Origin of the sequence: Parasedimentitalea marina (assembly GCF_004006175.1) — a bacterium.
Taxonomy (GTDB): domain Bacteria; phylum Pseudomonadota; class Alphaproteobacteria; order Rhodobacterales; family Rhodobacteraceae; genus Parasedimentitalea; species Parasedimentitalea marina.
On sequence record NZ_CP033219.1, the window covers coordinates 2,491,281 to 2,505,549 of the forward strand.

Consider the following 14,269-nt stretch of genomic DNA (forward strand, 5'->3'; position numbering starts at 1 on the left):
CCAATAAAGTTCTTGGCCGACTTTGGTGTTGTCTCGCTATGGCGTGTCTGACCTTGAGGAGGTGCGAAGCGCTTTCACCGTTTTGCCGAAGGCAAACCTACGGTTTGATGGGAAGGTCAGGCGCGCCCGACCTATCTGCCGGGCGTCTACCGGTTCCTATTGCCCCGCCCCAGGGCCCGGCTCATCTGGGCGGCGATCTGTCCCTGACTGCGCGCAAAACTGTGCACGTCCGGTGTGGTAACATTCATAACCACCTTGACCCCAGCCGCACCGCCACTGCGCACCCCAAGTGACCCGTCCGGACCACGGGCCAGCGGCAGGATCGCCTCGGGGCCGGCCTCGCCCATCAGGCCAGTGCCACCGCGCATCGCGAATGTGGTGGCGCCACTGACCACACCGCCCCGCGCAAACGGCATCACCCGCCCTTGTGAGAACGCGGCGCCATCGGCAAAGGGCAGCAGTCCGCTGACCAGCTGGGTCACCCCATCAGCCAGTACGCCGCCCATGTGATTTGTCACCGGTTTAATCGCGGCATTATAGGTGGTCTGGATCATCGAGCGCGCGACGGTTTCCAGCGCGTCCGATAACTTCATACCGTCAAAGACCACGCCATCAAACGCCTTGCGCAGCCCCTTGGACATGCCACGCTCCAGCGTCGCGGCGTCACGACCCGTGGCGGCAAAGGCCTCGCGCACCCGGCGCAGTTCGGTGTCAAAGGTGGCGGCCATGCCTGCGGCGTTGCCCAATGCATCGCCCAGACCTTCGCTTTGCAGCTCAAGATCGGCTATTGCGTCTTGATCACTCATCACAACCTCCTGTTTCATCGGGATAAACGCGCATCAGCGCATCCAGCCCGGCACGCCCCATCGCAGACTGACCTGCATCCTGGCCCAGCATCAGGCGCAGCTCAGCCGGGGTCAGTTGCCAGAACTGAGCGGGAGTCAGTCGCAGGCCCAGCATCCCGGCCCGCATCATTGCAGGCCAATCCAATTGGTTCATGGCAGTTCAGGGGCCATGAAAGCCCGCGCCAGCAGTTCTGCAGCAGCCCGGGCCGCTGCCATCGGACCGCCAGCAATGTCGGCCTGCGCCAAATCATCCGATGCCATCGGCGTGCCACCGCCCCGCAACCCGGCCCCGATCAGCGCCAGTACATCCACTGCGGAAAAGCCGCCGCTTTCAAAACGTTGCGCCAGATCAACCAGCGACCCCACAGACAACGCCTGCTCCAGCTCGGCCAGGGCACCCAGGGTCAGCTTCATCACCCGTGGGTCACCGTTGATCACCAGCGAGACTTCTCCGGTCCAGGGATTACTCATGACCTAGACCGCCGTGAAACTCAGGACCCCGGCACTGGCCAGGGAGAGCTCATAGGTGGCCTCGCCGTTGTGGCTACCGGCATATTCCAACGCGGTAACCTGAAACGCGCCAGCGACAATGCCGAAATCCGGGATGATCATCTGAAAATCCGGCGTTTCGCCATCAAAGAACAATTGCCGCGCGCGTTCATCCGATCCGGCATCGCGAAACACACCCGAGCCCGAAATCGAAGCCGAGCGCACTCCGGCGCCAGACAGCAGCTCGCGCCAACCGCCCTGGCTTTCCAGGCTGGTGACATCCACCGTCTCAGCATTGAAACTGATCCGTGTGGCGCGCAGCCCCGCCAGGGTTTCGAACTGGCCGTCACCGGTCATGTCCACTTTGACCAAAAGATCTTTGCCGTTTTGGGCTGTCATCTTGATTTCTCCTGCAATTTCAGCATTTTTCAGCCGTTTTTTCGTCAACCGAGAGGCGCGCCCGGCCTGTCGGCCAGACAGGGCTTAAGTGACCCGTCCTAGTTATCTTCGACCCGAGCACGGAACCGCAGATCGATCCTGCGACTGCCATCAGTCATCCGGCGCGCCTGGGCGCGGTCGAACCACAGGCCAATCAAGTGGCCCCGCGACAGGGTCAGCGGCGCATTGATCAGCCCGTCGCACAGCGTCGCTGCAAGCTGTTTTGCGGTTGAGAATCCCGCGCTATCTGAATGAACCGAAACGGTAAATCTATGCAGCGCACCCGCGCCCGACACATCAGATCCATCGCGCACCTCCTCGGCCCCAAGCAGCACATAGGTCTGTGGGACTGTGCCCGTGGGCAGCGCATCATGGATGGCAGTGCCAGCCAGATCAGGATCGCTGCTCAGATGTTGAAACACTGCCGATTGCAAGGCCGCGGACAGGGCGTAACTCATGCCGAGATCTCCTCTTGTACAAAACAAGTCAGGTAGCGCCCTGCATCGTCAGTCTCGGCCACGGCGTGGATCAGGAACAGACGGGTCCCGTCGCGAAACCGTTGATCCGGACGGGGACGGCTGGCAGAACCAACAGGCGTTGCCCGCACGGTGATCCGATAGCGCTGTAGCGACAAATCCACACCACCCTTGACTTTACTTCGCCCCGTAAGCGATTGAATTTCAGCCCAAACACTGCCCAGGGCCTGCCATGTCTCCATATGGCCGCCACTGCCATCGCTGGCGCGCGTGGGATCCTCGAGGGTCAGCTTGCGGGACAGAACAGGTGGTTTCATATCACCCGCCCCAGGCTAAGACGCACCACCCGGTAGCGTTCGATCAGGCTGGTGACGCCAAACGGCATACAGCCACCCGACAGCCCGGTGTCATCGCGATATTGATAGTAATGTGCCGCCAGCATCAGAACCGCTTGCCCCAAGTCAGCGGGCAAGGCGCCCCAGTTGTCTGCCATGCCAGCGGTCAGGGATATGCGCAGTGCGCCGCCCGTCGCCACTGTCGGCAACAGACTGCCCGTGGGGCAAAGCTGCGGATGCTGGCTGTCCTGGATCAGACGATACATGTCGCTTACAAGGACCGTTTCCAGCCCTGCGGCATCGATCATCACCACGGTTTCGACCGACGCGACCGGCACCAGTGGCAGAACCTGCGCCGACGGATCCCGCCATTGGTGCATATTCAGGTCAAACTGGCGGGAAATCAGCACCTTGCCGGTACGCGCCTCGATTGCGGCAATGGCGGCGCGCAGAAAACTAATCAGGACTTCGTCTTGCAGACTGTCTTCGCCAAACCCGGTTCCCAGCCGCAAATGTGCCTTGAACGGCTCTAACGGCAGCGCGGCCTCGGGCACCGGCGTCTGTTCGGTCAATATCATCACGTTACTCCGGAAACTTGCGCCCGCTCGGGACATAAATTGGATACAGCAGGCGCGCATCTTCCGGTGCCGCTCGGACGGAGGGGAGCAGCTGGACGACACAGAAAGGGGAATACGCGCCTGCCGACGCCGCCGGGCTGCCGGCAGCGTCATCGGTCGGACCGGTTAGGTCAGGCCGAATTTCAGCAGCTTGATGGCCGCGAAATCACTGACATCACCACCGACGCGCTTGGTGGCATAAAACAGCACATGGGGCTTGGCGCTAAAGGGGTCGCGCAGCACCCGCAGATCTGGACGTTCCGCGATGGTATAGCCGGCCGAGAAATCACCAAAGGCAATCGAGAAACTGTCGCTGGCAACACCAGGCATATCCTCGGCCACAAGCACCGGGTAGCCCATCAGCCGTGCAGGTTCACCAGCGGCCAGACCATCCGACCACAGGAAGCGGCCATCGCCATCTTTCAACTTTCGAACTTGACCGGAAGTCTTTGAATTCATGACAAAGACACCATTTGCCCGATACTCAGCCCCAAGGGCATAGACCAGATCGACAATCGCGTCACCGCCGCCAATATCGCCATCACTGCCGGTGGCGACATAGCCAATGTTACCCCAGCTCCAGCTGTCATTTTCAACCACGCCATGGGTCAGAATACCGGTTGGTTTGTCGATACCATCGCCGTTCAAAAACGCCGCGGCCTCGGCCCGCGAGAACTTGTCAGCAATGCGTCCGGCCAGCCAGGATTCAATATCAAAGGCACTGTCGTCCAACAGCCGTTGCGACGCTTTTGGCAGCGCGCTCAGCTCATGCAATGGGATGGTGATCCGGTCAATCACCGGGGTGCCGGTTTCTGCTGTCGGGTCGGTTTCCGTCGCCCAGCCCGCACCAACATCCGTGTGGTCGACCAGCACATCATATGAGGTCGCCTCGACCGTGACCACCGCGGCAATGGACCGGATAGAGGCGGTTGCCTGCAACACCGATGTCACCGTCTCGGAGGTCACCGGATCCACCAGGTAGCCCCCGTCGCTGTTCACCGCCGAAGACAGGGATTTACCATCCAGCTGCAGACCACGCAGCCCATCGTCTTCACCGGACCGCAGGTAGGCCATAAACGCCTTTTGATGGGGCGCGCCGGCATCATTGGTAGCAGACAGCTGCGGACGGGCCGCAATTTGGGTTTTTCGATCCAGCATGATTACTCGCTCTTCGGTCAGTTTCAGTTTTGCCTTGATGTCGTCACGGAACCCATTGAAATCTTCGATAAATCCAGCCATAGACTGGGTTACATCGTGTATCAGTGGGGCTGCATCTGCCGAGGCAGACGAAACTCTGTTCTTGCTCATTTGACTATCCTGTTTGGTTAACGTCGCGCCCGGCTCATCGCTTTGCGAATTGAGTGCGTGCCTGTGTCAAAATCGCGGCCATGTCGCGCAGTGCAGCCGAGACCGGATCCTTCACGCTCTTGCCCGTCACCCGCGCTGTTGGCAGCATCGGGAATGTCACCAGGGACACCTCCCACAGTTCCACCTCGCTCAGCCGACGCTCTCCCTTGTCGCCCTTACTGGCACATTTGGTACGATAGCCGATCGAAAGCCCGTCTATGGCTCCGGCGGCAATCAGCGCAGCCGCCTCGGCGCCACGGCGGGTTTCCACCAAAAGGCGGCCCTTGACCCGCAACCCCTGGGTGTCTTCGCGCACCTCGTCCCAGACCCCAATCGGTTGCGCCGGGTCATGTTGCCACAACATCTTGACCTTGCTGCCGCGTGCCGCCAGCGCCTCAAGCGAGTTGCCATAGGCCCCCGGCAAGACCACATCGCCGCATTGATCGACCTCACCAAACCGGCTGGCGTAGCCTTCGATCAACTGCCCTTCGGTCAGGCTAAGCCCCGATTTACAGGCCATAAATTTATGTTCCAGATGGGTCTCCACTTGCATGAGAAACCTCCCTTAACACTTTGTTAACAGTATTTATTGAAATAAAAGAAGCGACCTGAAGGCCTGCCCCAGAATGACCGCAACCACCCCGTAAACGGTAAACCACAGACGCCGATCCAAGCGCTCCATCATCTGTTCCAACCGGTCCAGCCGCCGGTGCAGATGCTCCTGTTGTAGCTGCATCAGCTGCTCATGCGCTGCCAAACGTAAGCCGGGGGCGCAGTCAAAAGGCGGCGGCATTCCGTCACCCATCATCCGCCCCTCCATCCTCTGGCGGCAGTCCCAAAAGGCTGCGCTTTTCCCCGCGGCTCAGGAATTCGGCTGTAGCCACCCGCGCCCATTGGGCATCACGCTCGGCAGACAGCGCCGCTACCTGATCAAGGTCCGGCTTTAACGTCAGCTCTCCGCCATCAAATCCCGAGAGCCACTCCACCAGGGTCGCTGCAACGCGGGCAACCATCGGCACCACAGTTAACCGGTAAAAGGCGCGATTGGCCTCTTGGTAGTTGGCATAAGTGGCATCGCCCTGGATCCCCAACAACATCGGCGGCACCCCAAAGGCAAGCGCGATTTCGCGCGCGGCGGCCTCTTTGGTCTTTTGGAACTCCATGTCGCTGGGCGAAAACCCCATGGGTTTCCAGTCCAGCCCGCCTTCCAGCACCATCGGTCGGCCCGCGTTGCGCGCGCCCTGAAAATTCGCTTCGATCTCATCACTCAACCGGCGGAACTGATCATCCGCCATGCTGCCCTGGCCGTCACCGCCCTTCCAGACCAGCGCGCCTGAGGGCCGCGCGGCATTGTCCAGCAGCGCCTTGGACCAGCGCGAGGCGCTGTTATGAACATCCACCGCCATCGCTGCTGCCTGGAGCGGCGACAACCCATAATGATCATCTTGTGGGTGAAAACTCTTGATATGACAGATCACCGGGCGACCTGCCGAGACCTCAAAGCGATGCTTGCGACCCGATACCTTATAGTCATAACCCACCGGCCAACCATCTGCCCCCGGAATCACCGACATCCGGTCCGAGCGCAGCATATGCAGCTCCAGCGGCAGACCTTCACCACCGGCCACCGCCTCGACATAGGCGTTGCCAGTCAGCAGTAATTGGCCAAACAGCGCCTCCAACAGTTCCGCACGTCCCTGGGCCAGATTTGGCCGCGCCAATAACGCCAGCATTGGATGTTGCTCAAACCGCTGCACGGCGTCCTGTAACACCAGCGGCAATGCAGCTGCGGCCTCAGCGATCAGTTTGACACAGCGAAACCCGACCGGATTACCGGCAAACCCACTGCGGATCAGCGATTGGCTATCGCGCGGGCTCCAGGCGGCCCGCCCCATGCCCTGCCAGGCCACCACGCGGGCCGCTGCACTTGCCTTTTGCTCGATAGGCTTTTGTTTGCGCCGCAACACGTCAAAGACCATGACCATTCCTCATTTTCATCCTTGGGACAGTGTCGCCCCTTTGCTGAAACCGTTATCCCCCATGGCCCTAAAGAATTCCGGTCCAGCCCGCCCGCCACCTGTGCAACACCCAACCCGGTCATGACCTTCATCTTTTCAAAAATACTCAAATGCACCGCCCGCCAAACAGGCAGGCGGTCGATATTACAACACCCTAAGTCGCGGCCTAAGCACCAGTGACGCCGGGGTGATGATCAGGTCATGCAGGGCCCAGACCAAAGCATCCAATCGATCCGGAGAGCCGCCGCCGCGATAACCCTGCGGGGTCATCTGGCTCATCTGCAGCTCCAACGCCCCCAACCCTGGCAGATGGTGCACCCGGCCCTGCTCGTACAGCGCTGCCACCGGTTCGGCGCGGGCAGATTTGCCGTGACTGGCGTGTAACGGTTTGTAGGGCACCAGTGGATCCACCTGACGCAAGACATTCTCGACCAGGGCACCGCCTTGATTGACCTCTGCCACCAACCGATCCCCACCATAGTCCTGCATGGCCGCAATCGCCGCCTGGGCCCAGGCCAGCGGTCCGACACCCTGAACCGTGCAATCCGCCAGTACATAGGCGCGCCAGTCCTGCGGCGGGCCTTGCAATGTGGCCCCCACCACCACAATACCACAGGCATCTGACGCCTTGCCCGCACTCACCGCCGGATCAACAGCAACAACAACCCGGTCCAGATCCGGGGCCCGCTCCAACAGCGCCGACTGTAACATTTCTCCAGTCCAAAGCGCGCCCTCGATATCCGTCAGCAACACCCCGTCCAGCTCTTGCTGTCCCAACCGGGTGCCCGCATAACGCCGGCGCACCTCGGCCAGGAAGGACGGCGCCAGATTGGCCCGGTTGGCCTCAGTCGGAGCATGGGTTTGCACAGTCGACGATTGACCAAGAATGTCGCGCAGCACCGACACATTGCGTGGCGTGGTGGTGACACAGATCCGCGGGTCCTGCCCCAGCCGCAGGGCAAACTGCAGCATATCCCAGCTTGAGCGCGCCTTTTTCCACTTGGCCAGCTCATCCGCCCAGGCCGCATCAAACTGCGGCCCGCGCAGCGCCTCGGGATCATGCGCCGAGAACGCCTGCGCGGTGGCCCCATTGGCCCAGATCAGCTTGCGCTCGCTGGCCTTCCAGGTGGGGCGGCGATCGGGGGGCGAACACGCCAGGATGCCACTGTCGCCCAGGATCATCACGTCGCGCACCTGATCATAGGTCTCGCCCAGCAGCGCCACACGGCGGGCCCTGCCTGTGTCCATCGGCAGGCTGCCCTCGACCTGGGCGCGCACCCATTCGGCGCCAGCGCGGGTTTTACCGGCGCCGCGCCCACCCAGAATGATCCAGGCCCGCCAGTCCCCACCGGGGGGCAGCTGATGCGGCATCGACCACTGATCGAACAGATAAGGCAGCGCAATCAGCAGCTCATCCGGCAGTTCCTCCAGAAACATCTCGCTCATCACAGCAGGCACGCAGGGAAGCAAGTCGGCAGCGCAGATCTCCGCGCAGGGTGTCGAGGTCAAGCGAGGGTCCGCTTTCGGCAAGGGATGTGAATTGGCTGCTTTGTGCAACAAGGGTCTTCTCCACTTTCTGGCAGTCCCGAATAAGCCCCTCAAGCTTGGCGAGTTGTGGTCTCGAGATGTCGCCGCCCACCTCTTGTTCACCCTCCAGCTGCTCGCGCAGGGCCTCGGCCTCGTTGCGCAATCGGTGAATGGAGTCCTGCAACGACCTGAGCAGGTCGGCGGTTTTTTCGATTTGCGGAGTCAGTGGGTTTTGCACCATGACCTGTGGTTCCTCATGCGTGGTGATCCGCATGAGAGACGCAGAGACGGCCAGCGGGTGTAAGCCCGGGCCGTCCTGATGTCTTCCAACTGCGCCGCAACCTATACGCGAAAACAACGTAAAAGTCAAGGTTTAGCGTGAAAAGCAGCGCACGGTGGCTGGGCAACACGCCGTCACAGCGTTATCCCGCTGGGCTGGTTTCAAGGCTGACAGAGACGTTCAATTTGTTGCCATCCAGACCACGCACATAGGCGCCGTAGTAGTCTGGGTGATAGCTGCGCGGACCGGGTAAGCCCTCATCGGTTCCACCACAGTCCACTGCTGCAGCATGAAACGCCCGTACGGCCGCAGCATCCGGTGCGTAGAACATGAACTGGGTGCCATTGCCGAAACTGGCTGGTTGACCGTTGAAGGGCACAATAAGAAACACGGATATGCGCCCGTCAGCGCCCGCATAGCCCACCTCGCGTGGTTCGGTCAGAACGCGGTGCATGCCGATGGTGGCCAAAACGGTATCATAGAACTGCGTGGCAGTGGAGATGTCATTGGTGCCGATACATACGCCTGACAGCATTTATTTTGTTCCTTATTGGCTGGTCACGATTTCAAAATACAAGGGTCGCGCTTGACCTTGGGGAGGCGTAAAGCGCCTTCCCGGGGGGAAGGTCAGGCGCGGCCCGGCGGTGCCGGGCAAGTTCAAACAGAAATGAAAAAGGGCGCCGAAGCGCCCTCTTCTTTTGGCCTGTGGCCAAAATCAGTTATTCGACCGCTCCGCCTCAATCGCGCGCCATTTTACGACGTTGCGATTGTGCTGTTCCAGAGTTTCGGCAAAGGCGTGGCCGCCGGTGCCATCGGCAACAAAGAACACATATTCAGTGGTGTCCGGGTTCACTGCTGCCTCAAGACTGGCCATGCCGGGGTTGGCGATGGGGGTCGGTGGCAGGCCTTCGATCACATAGGTGTTCCAGGGCGTGACCTTGCGCAGCTCGCTTTGGCGCAGACCACGACCCAGGACGCCCTCGCCCTTGGTGACGCCATAAATCACCGTGGGATCGGTTTGCAGGCGCATGCCGCGGTTCAGGCGGTTGGTGAAGACACTGGCAACCTGACGACGTTCTGTCGGGACACCGGTTTCTTTCTCGATAATCGAGGCAAGGATCAGCATTTCCTCGGGATTTTCCAGCGGCAGATCATCGGTGCGCGCCTCCCAGGCGGCATTGATACGCAACTGCTGACGTTCCTGCATTTCAGCCAGAATATCAGCCCGTTTGGAGCCGGAGACGACCTCATAGCTGTCGGGGGCTAACATGCCCTCGGCGGGGCGGGTACCCGGGTCACCGTCCAGCATTTCCATCGCTTTAAGTGCTTCGACCACCTGCCAGCTGGTCACACCTTCGGCCAAAGCAACGCGGTAACGGGTGTCGGGCTCGGCCAGCTTATTGGTATAGATCGCTGGCGTTTCATCCGTGCCCAACTGAAAATTAGCACGTTCGACAAATTTATTGGTGGCAGGATCCAGCTCACGCACCTGCGTCGTGATGCGGGTGATGCCGACGCGGTAAACAATTTCCGTGCCGCAGGAACTGGCGCCAGAGGTGGTCACCTGCTCAATGATCTGCTCCATCGACGAGCGGGCGTCGACCAGAAAACTGCCGGCCTTTAGCTGGCCGGTTTTCTCGCTGTATTTGGCACCCAAGCGGAACATTGCACCACTTTTCACCGCGCCCTGGCTTTCCAGGTCGCGGCTCACTTTTGTCATATTCGAGCCCCGCTCGACCCGCAGGCAGATCGCTGTTTCCAGCGGTCCTTCGGCGGTATATTGGGTTTTTCCCCAAAGGATGACGCCGCCCAGCAGGAACAGGCCCACCACCAGCATCGTCAGCATATTAGACGCGAGGCTACGCCACATCAGTCAGACTTTCCGAAGATCACGCTGGCATTGGTGCCACCAAAGCCAAAGGAGTTGGACAGGACCACATCAATCTTACGCTCACGTTTGACATTTGGCGCCAGATCCACAACCGACTCCACTGCTGGATTGTCCAGGTTGATGGTTGGTGGTGCCACCTGATCGCGGATCGCGAGGATTGAGAAAATCGCCTCGATTGCGCCAGCAGCACCTAACAGGTGACCGGTGGAGGATTTGGTCGAAGACATGGTGACCGAGGCGGCATGATCGCCCAGCATCCGCTCAACCGCGCCCAGCTCGATGGTATCCGCCATGGTCGAGGTGCCGTGGGCGTTGATATAATCGATGTCCGACGGCTGCAGCCCGGCGTTTTTCAGCGCCGCCCGCATCGAGCGTTCGCCACCTTCGCCGCTCTCGGAGGGGGCGGTGATGTGATAGGCGTCGCCGGACATGCCATAGCCCAGCACCTCGGCATAGATCTTGGCCCCACGCGCCTTGGCATGTTCGTACTCTTCCAGCACCACAACGCCTGCGCCCTCGCCCATGACAAAGCCGTCACGGTCAGTGTCATAGGGGCGGCTGGCTTTGGTCGGGTCATCGGCCATTTGGGTCGAGAGCGCCTTACAGGCGTTAAAACCAGCAATACCGATTTCACAGATCGCCGCTTCGGCCCCACCCGCAATCATCACATCCGCGTCGCCCGATTTGATCAGACGGCTGGCGTCGCCAATCGCGTGGGCACCAGTGGAACAGGCCGTCACAACCGAGTGGTTCGGGCCTTTGAAACCATGCTGGATCGACACCTGACCCGAGATCAGGTTGATCAGTGCGCCGGGGATAAAGAACGGCGATACACGGCGCGGGCCGCGTTCTTTCAGCATCACAGCCGTGTCCGCAATCGAGCTGAGACCGCCAATACCAGAGCCGATCATGACACCGGTGCTGAACTGTTCGTCTTCTGTCTCGGCTTTCCAGCCGGAATCAGTCACGGCCATGTCAGCAGCGGCGATTCCATACAGGATGAAATCATCAATCTTGCGCTGCTCTTTTTTCGCCAGCCAATCATCAGGATTAAAGCTGCCGTCGGAACCATCCCCGCGCGGTACTTCGCAGGCATAGGTGGTGGCTACGCCACTTTCGACTGCATCAAACAGGGTAATCGGCCCGGCACCGGACTGTCCGTCCAGCAACCGAGACCAGGTTTCTTCGACGCCACAAGCCAGCGGTGTGACCAATCCCAGTCCGGTAACAACAACTCGACGCATTCCTTGCTCTCCTTTGCCTCGGCAATTCGTTCTCAAATAGCTTGGATTACCCCAAAAGCGCAAGTGGGCCATGTGCCTGTCGGTTTCACGGAGAACTAACGGCTGCAGCAAGTCCTGATTAACCTTTAGCCGCCACACTCATGTTGTACTGATACTGTATGTGTAACGAGTATTTGGTTCCGCCCCCCTGTAATCTTGGGGCAGGTTTGATGCAGACTGCAATCGTATCCCACTCGGTTCGGCCTGCATCAACTCTACTGTCAGAACGGCAGTAAAATGCTGCCGATGTGGTACTGATCAGTTCTGGGTTTCGAACGGAGTGTCAGACAAAACATCTGACACAAGGGAAAGCGCTGCAGGCCAAATTGTTCCTACAGTCATTCAGTTATTAGTGAAAAGGCGCCGCAAATGTTCAGTGACGCCATTGTAAGGTATCGATTGATTATGCGTAAAAATGTTCAAACGGTCATACTCGTCGGGCTGTCGCTCGTCTTAATGGTGTTTGGATTGGAAACCAAAGCTGCAGATGAGTGTGAACTCCACAACAGGCTGACAAGATTTATACTTTATATAGACCATTTTCTTGATCATCTGTCCGACGGACATCATCCAGACTCGCCGGAAATACTGGACAGGTTCCTGGCATTGACCCCGATTGCATCGCTGCGTCAGGATTTGTCGCGTGCAGGTTTGCAAAGATTTGAACAGATGACCGTCAATATCAGTGCTGAGCAAAGAACCCTGCTGGATTTCTACAAGACTGCGGGTCGCAATGTAGCGTACGAACAATCGCTGCAATTCGGATCATATCAAAAATTGGTGGCATATCAAAATCTATTGGCGACCGCGTCCTGTACTGATCAGCGATCTGTCAACACCACCGAAGAGGACCATGAACACAATAGTGGCTTCGCATACAGTGCCACCATCAGTCTGATAACTTTGCCGGGCATGGCAATATTTGCGATGCTTTATCTAAAGGAAACACGGAGCAGATTTAAAAAGCGGCGCGGTAAAAGATTTCCGTGCGACCTGGACTGCACCTACACGCGATCCGGTAAAAGTCATCCCGCCACCATCATTGATATCAGTTGTTTTGGGGCAAAGCTAAAGACGCATACTCAATGTACGCCTGGTGACACTGCGAATATAAAAATAGCGAACGTGAACTTAAATGTTCTCGTTCACTGGACCGATGCCGACAGTACAGGTGTTCAGTTCACCAGGGCATTCCCAAATGATATTCTGCAGAACCTTTTAAAACACACCCAGAACCAAACCGGGCGGGAGCAATCCTGACACCACAGGATTGCCCACACCACAGAGTTCGGCATTTGACAGGTCAGTGAAAGACGCTGATCAGATGAATTCCGCCACGGCCTCGGGTTCGGGCATGGCCGTCTGCAGGGCCTCTTCCAGCGACAGAGTCTTGCGAAACAGTGCCCGCCCGACCAAAGCGCCGGAAATTGTGCCGGCATATTTCAGACGTGAGATATCATCACAGGTGCGCACCACACCGCTGGCGATAACCGGTGCACGCGCGCTGCTGGCCAATCCAGCGATCAGCCCCAGTTGCGCCTCGACGTTGGACATATCACTGTCGATGTCAGTGATAATGATGCCGGCAAATGGCGTATCGCCAAAGGCCGCAATAAAGGCCTCAGGCGTGAAAGCCCCGGACTGGCGCCAGCCGTCCGTCATCACCTGCCCCTGCCAGACATCCACCGCCAGCACAATTTGATCCGGGTGTTGCCGGGCCAGCTCTTCGACCAGTTGCGGATCAAGCGCCGCCAGGGTGCCGACAACAATGCGGCCTGCCCCTTTTTCGAGCCAGTGTTCTATATGCTCGCGACTGCGCATACCGCCGCCCAGCTGCACCGGGATACCTGCGGTACGGATGATTTGCTCGATCAGCTCGGCATTGTCGCCATTGCCTTCAATCGCATTAAAATCGGTCAGATGCATCCACTCGGCGCCAGAGGCCGCAAACCCACAGGCTGTTTCGACTGGATCAACATGCCAGAGCATCGGCTCATCCAAACGCCCTTTGTCCAGGGTCACGCAAAGCCCGTTCTGCAGCTCCATCGTGGGGAATATCATCATGGTGATCAGCCTCCAGTTTTAAAACAACAAGGGCATGATACCACATCCAGCCCCCGTTCGATCAGACTGGGCTATTTTCCGCCAAGCGCCGCAAACAAAAACGGCGCCTTCCCACTGGAAAGCGCCGTTCAGGCAATCGCAAAGCTGCGATTGGAAAGCTTTAGGAAGCTTCAGTGATGAACTTCACCGCGTCGCCGAATGACTGGATAGTCTCAGCAGCGTCGTCAGGGATTTCAATGCCGAACTCTTCTTCGAAGGCCATAACCAGCTCAACGGTGTCCAGGCTGTCTGCGCCCAGGTCGTCGATGAACGAAGCGTTCTCGGTTACTTTGTCTTCTTCAACACCCAGGTGCTCTACAACGATCTTTTTTACGCGGTCTGCGACGTCGCTCATGTTCATTCCTCGATTATTCGGGGCCAGATGGCCCTGTTCTGCCCTTGCCCGCTGGGGATGGCGTTATTTTGCCCAATCCGGGCGGTTCGATCCCCAAAGTGCGGGGGGCTTGTCCGGAACGGCCCCAACGGAGCCCTCCGAAACAGAGATGCGCCGCCTATAACACAGACTTGCGCAGAGGCAAACGGTTTCGCCATGTCACTTCAAGCCACAAGCAACAGGCATTTTTTGCCCTTTTGGCATAAAAAACCGTTGTCAGCTTGAT

The 14,269-nt window shown here is 58.9% G+C and carries 19 protein-coding genes; 1 reads left to right on the forward strand and 18 read right to left on the reverse strand.

Annotated elements, in window-relative coordinates; translation table 11 throughout:
- Nucleotides 1–146: 146 nt before the first annotated feature.
- The 16 genes from EBB79_RS12020 to fabF all read right to left on the reverse strand — a co-directional run bounded on the left by EBB79_RS12020 (nt 147) and on the right by fabF (nt 11,507).
- Entirely contained in the window at nt 147–806 is a 660-nt protein-coding gene (locus EBB79_RS12020) for a phage tail tape measure protein (RefSeq protein WP_127749118.1), read from the reverse strand.
- Entirely contained in the window at nt 799–999 is a 201-nt protein-coding gene (locus EBB79_RS12025; protein WP_127749119.1) for a rcc01693 family protein, read from the reverse strand. Before EBB79_RS12025 ends, EBB79_RS12020 begins: the two co-directional genes overlap by 8 nt.
- A complete protein-coding gene (locus EBB79_RS12030) occupies nt 996–1,316 on the reverse strand; it encodes a gene transfer agent family protein (RefSeq protein ID WP_127749120.1) in 321 nt (106 codons plus the stop codon). The genes EBB79_RS12025 and EBB79_RS12030 overlap by 4 nt, the downstream gene beginning before the upstream one ends.
- A gap of 3 nt (nt 1,317–1,319) precedes the next feature.
- Nucleotides 1,320–1,733, reverse strand: a complete 414-nt coding sequence (locus EBB79_RS12035; RefSeq protein WP_127749121.1) for a phage major tail protein, TP901-1 family — start codon at nt 1,731–1,733, stop codon at nt 1,320–1,322.
- A gap of 98 nt (nt 1,734–1,831) precedes the next feature.
- A complete protein-coding gene (locus tag EBB79_RS12040; RefSeq protein WP_127749122.1) occupies nt 1,832–2,230 on the reverse strand; it encodes a DUF3168 domain-containing protein in 399 nt (132 codons plus the stop codon).
- Complete coding sequence (locus tag EBB79_RS12045; RefSeq protein ID WP_127749123.1) at nt 2,227–2,565, reverse strand: head-tail adaptor protein; 339 nt, start codon at nt 2,563–2,565, stop codon at nt 2,227–2,229. The genes EBB79_RS12040 and EBB79_RS12045 overlap by 4 nt, the downstream gene beginning before the upstream one ends.
- Nucleotides 2,562–3,161 carry a head-tail connector protein gene (locus EBB79_RS12050; protein ID WP_127749124.1) on the reverse strand — a complete coding sequence of 200 codons (600 nt, stop codon included), beginning with the start codon at nt 3,159–3,161 and terminating at the stop codon, nt 2,562–2,564. The genes EBB79_RS12045 and EBB79_RS12050 overlap by 4 nt, the downstream gene beginning before the upstream one ends.
- 165 nt (nt 3,162–3,326) lie before the next feature.
- Complete coding sequence (locus EBB79_RS12055; protein ID WP_127749125.1) at nt 3,327–4,508, reverse strand: phage major capsid protein; 1,182 nt, start codon at nt 4,506–4,508, stop codon at nt 3,327–3,329.
- Between the two features lie 34 nt (nt 4,509–4,542).
- Nucleotides 4,543–5,100, reverse strand: a complete 558-nt coding sequence (locus EBB79_RS12060) for an HK97 family phage prohead protease (protein ID WP_127749126.1) — start codon at nt 5,098–5,100, stop codon at nt 4,543–4,545.
- A 33-nt stretch (nt 5,101–5,133) separates the two neighbouring features.
- Nucleotides 5,134–5,352 carry a GTA head formation protein, RCAP_rcc01685 family gene (locus EBB79_RS12065; RefSeq protein WP_127750974.1) on the reverse strand — a complete coding sequence of 73 codons (219 nt, stop codon included), beginning with the start codon at nt 5,350–5,352 and terminating at the stop codon, nt 5,134–5,136.
- Nucleotides 5,345–6,526, reverse strand: a complete 1,182-nt coding sequence (locus tag EBB79_RS12070) for a phage portal protein (protein ID WP_127750975.1) — start codon at nt 6,524–6,526, stop codon at nt 5,345–5,347. The genes EBB79_RS12065 and EBB79_RS12070 overlap by 8 nt, the downstream gene beginning before the upstream one ends.
- A gap of 183 nt (nt 6,527–6,709) precedes the next feature.
- A complete protein-coding gene (locus EBB79_RS12075; RefSeq protein ID WP_177627871.1) occupies nt 6,710–8,002 on the reverse strand; it encodes a DNA-packaging protein in 1,293 nt (430 codons plus the stop codon).
- Entirely contained in the window at nt 7,977–8,366 is a 390-nt protein-coding gene (locus tag EBB79_RS12080) for a recombinase (protein ID WP_238704883.1), read from the reverse strand. Before EBB79_RS12080 ends, EBB79_RS12075 begins: the two co-directional genes overlap by 26 nt.
- A gap of 148 nt (nt 8,367–8,514) precedes the next feature.
- Nucleotides 8,515–8,907 carry a VOC family protein gene (locus EBB79_RS12085; RefSeq protein WP_127749127.1) on the reverse strand — a complete coding sequence of 131 codons (393 nt, stop codon included), beginning with the start codon at nt 8,905–8,907 and terminating at the stop codon, nt 8,515–8,517.
- Nucleotides 8,908–9,087: 180 nt separating this feature from the next.
- Complete coding sequence (mltG, locus tag EBB79_RS12090; RefSeq protein ID WP_127749128.1) at nt 9,088–10,242, reverse strand: endolytic transglycosylase MltG; 1,155 nt, start codon at nt 10,240–10,242, stop codon at nt 9,088–9,090.
- Nucleotides 10,242–11,507 (reverse strand): beta-ketoacyl-ACP synthase II, encoded by a 1,266-nt coding sequence (gene fabF / locus EBB79_RS12095; protein ID WP_127749129.1) that lies wholly within the window; start codon nt 11,505–11,507, stop codon nt 10,242–10,244. The genes mltG and fabF overlap by 1 nt, the downstream gene beginning before the upstream one ends.
- A gap of 408 nt (nt 11,508–11,915) precedes the next feature.
- On the opposite strand from fabF, the gene EBB79_RS12100 reads away from it, so the two are divergent.
- Entirely contained in the window at nt 11,916–12,806 is an 891-nt protein-coding gene (locus EBB79_RS12100) for a PilZ domain-containing protein (protein ID WP_127749130.1), read from the forward strand.
- Nucleotides 12,807–12,866: 60 nt separating this feature from the next.
- Here EBB79_RS12100 and EBB79_RS12105 read toward each other — a convergent pair whose 3' ends face one another.
- Entirely contained in the window at nt 12,867–13,610 is a 744-nt protein-coding gene (locus EBB79_RS12105) for a 1-(5-phosphoribosyl)-5-[(5-phosphoribosylamino)methylideneamino]imidazole-4-carboxamide isomerase (RefSeq protein ID WP_127749131.1), read from the reverse strand.
- A 160-nt stretch (nt 13,611–13,770) separates the two neighbouring features.
- Nucleotides 13,771–14,004: an acyl carrier protein gene (locus tag EBB79_RS12110; protein WP_108800206.1), complete on the reverse strand. Its 234-nt coding sequence runs from the start codon at nt 14,002–14,004 to the stop codon at nt 13,771–13,773.
- Between the last annotated feature and the right edge of the window lie 265 nt (nt 14,005–14,269).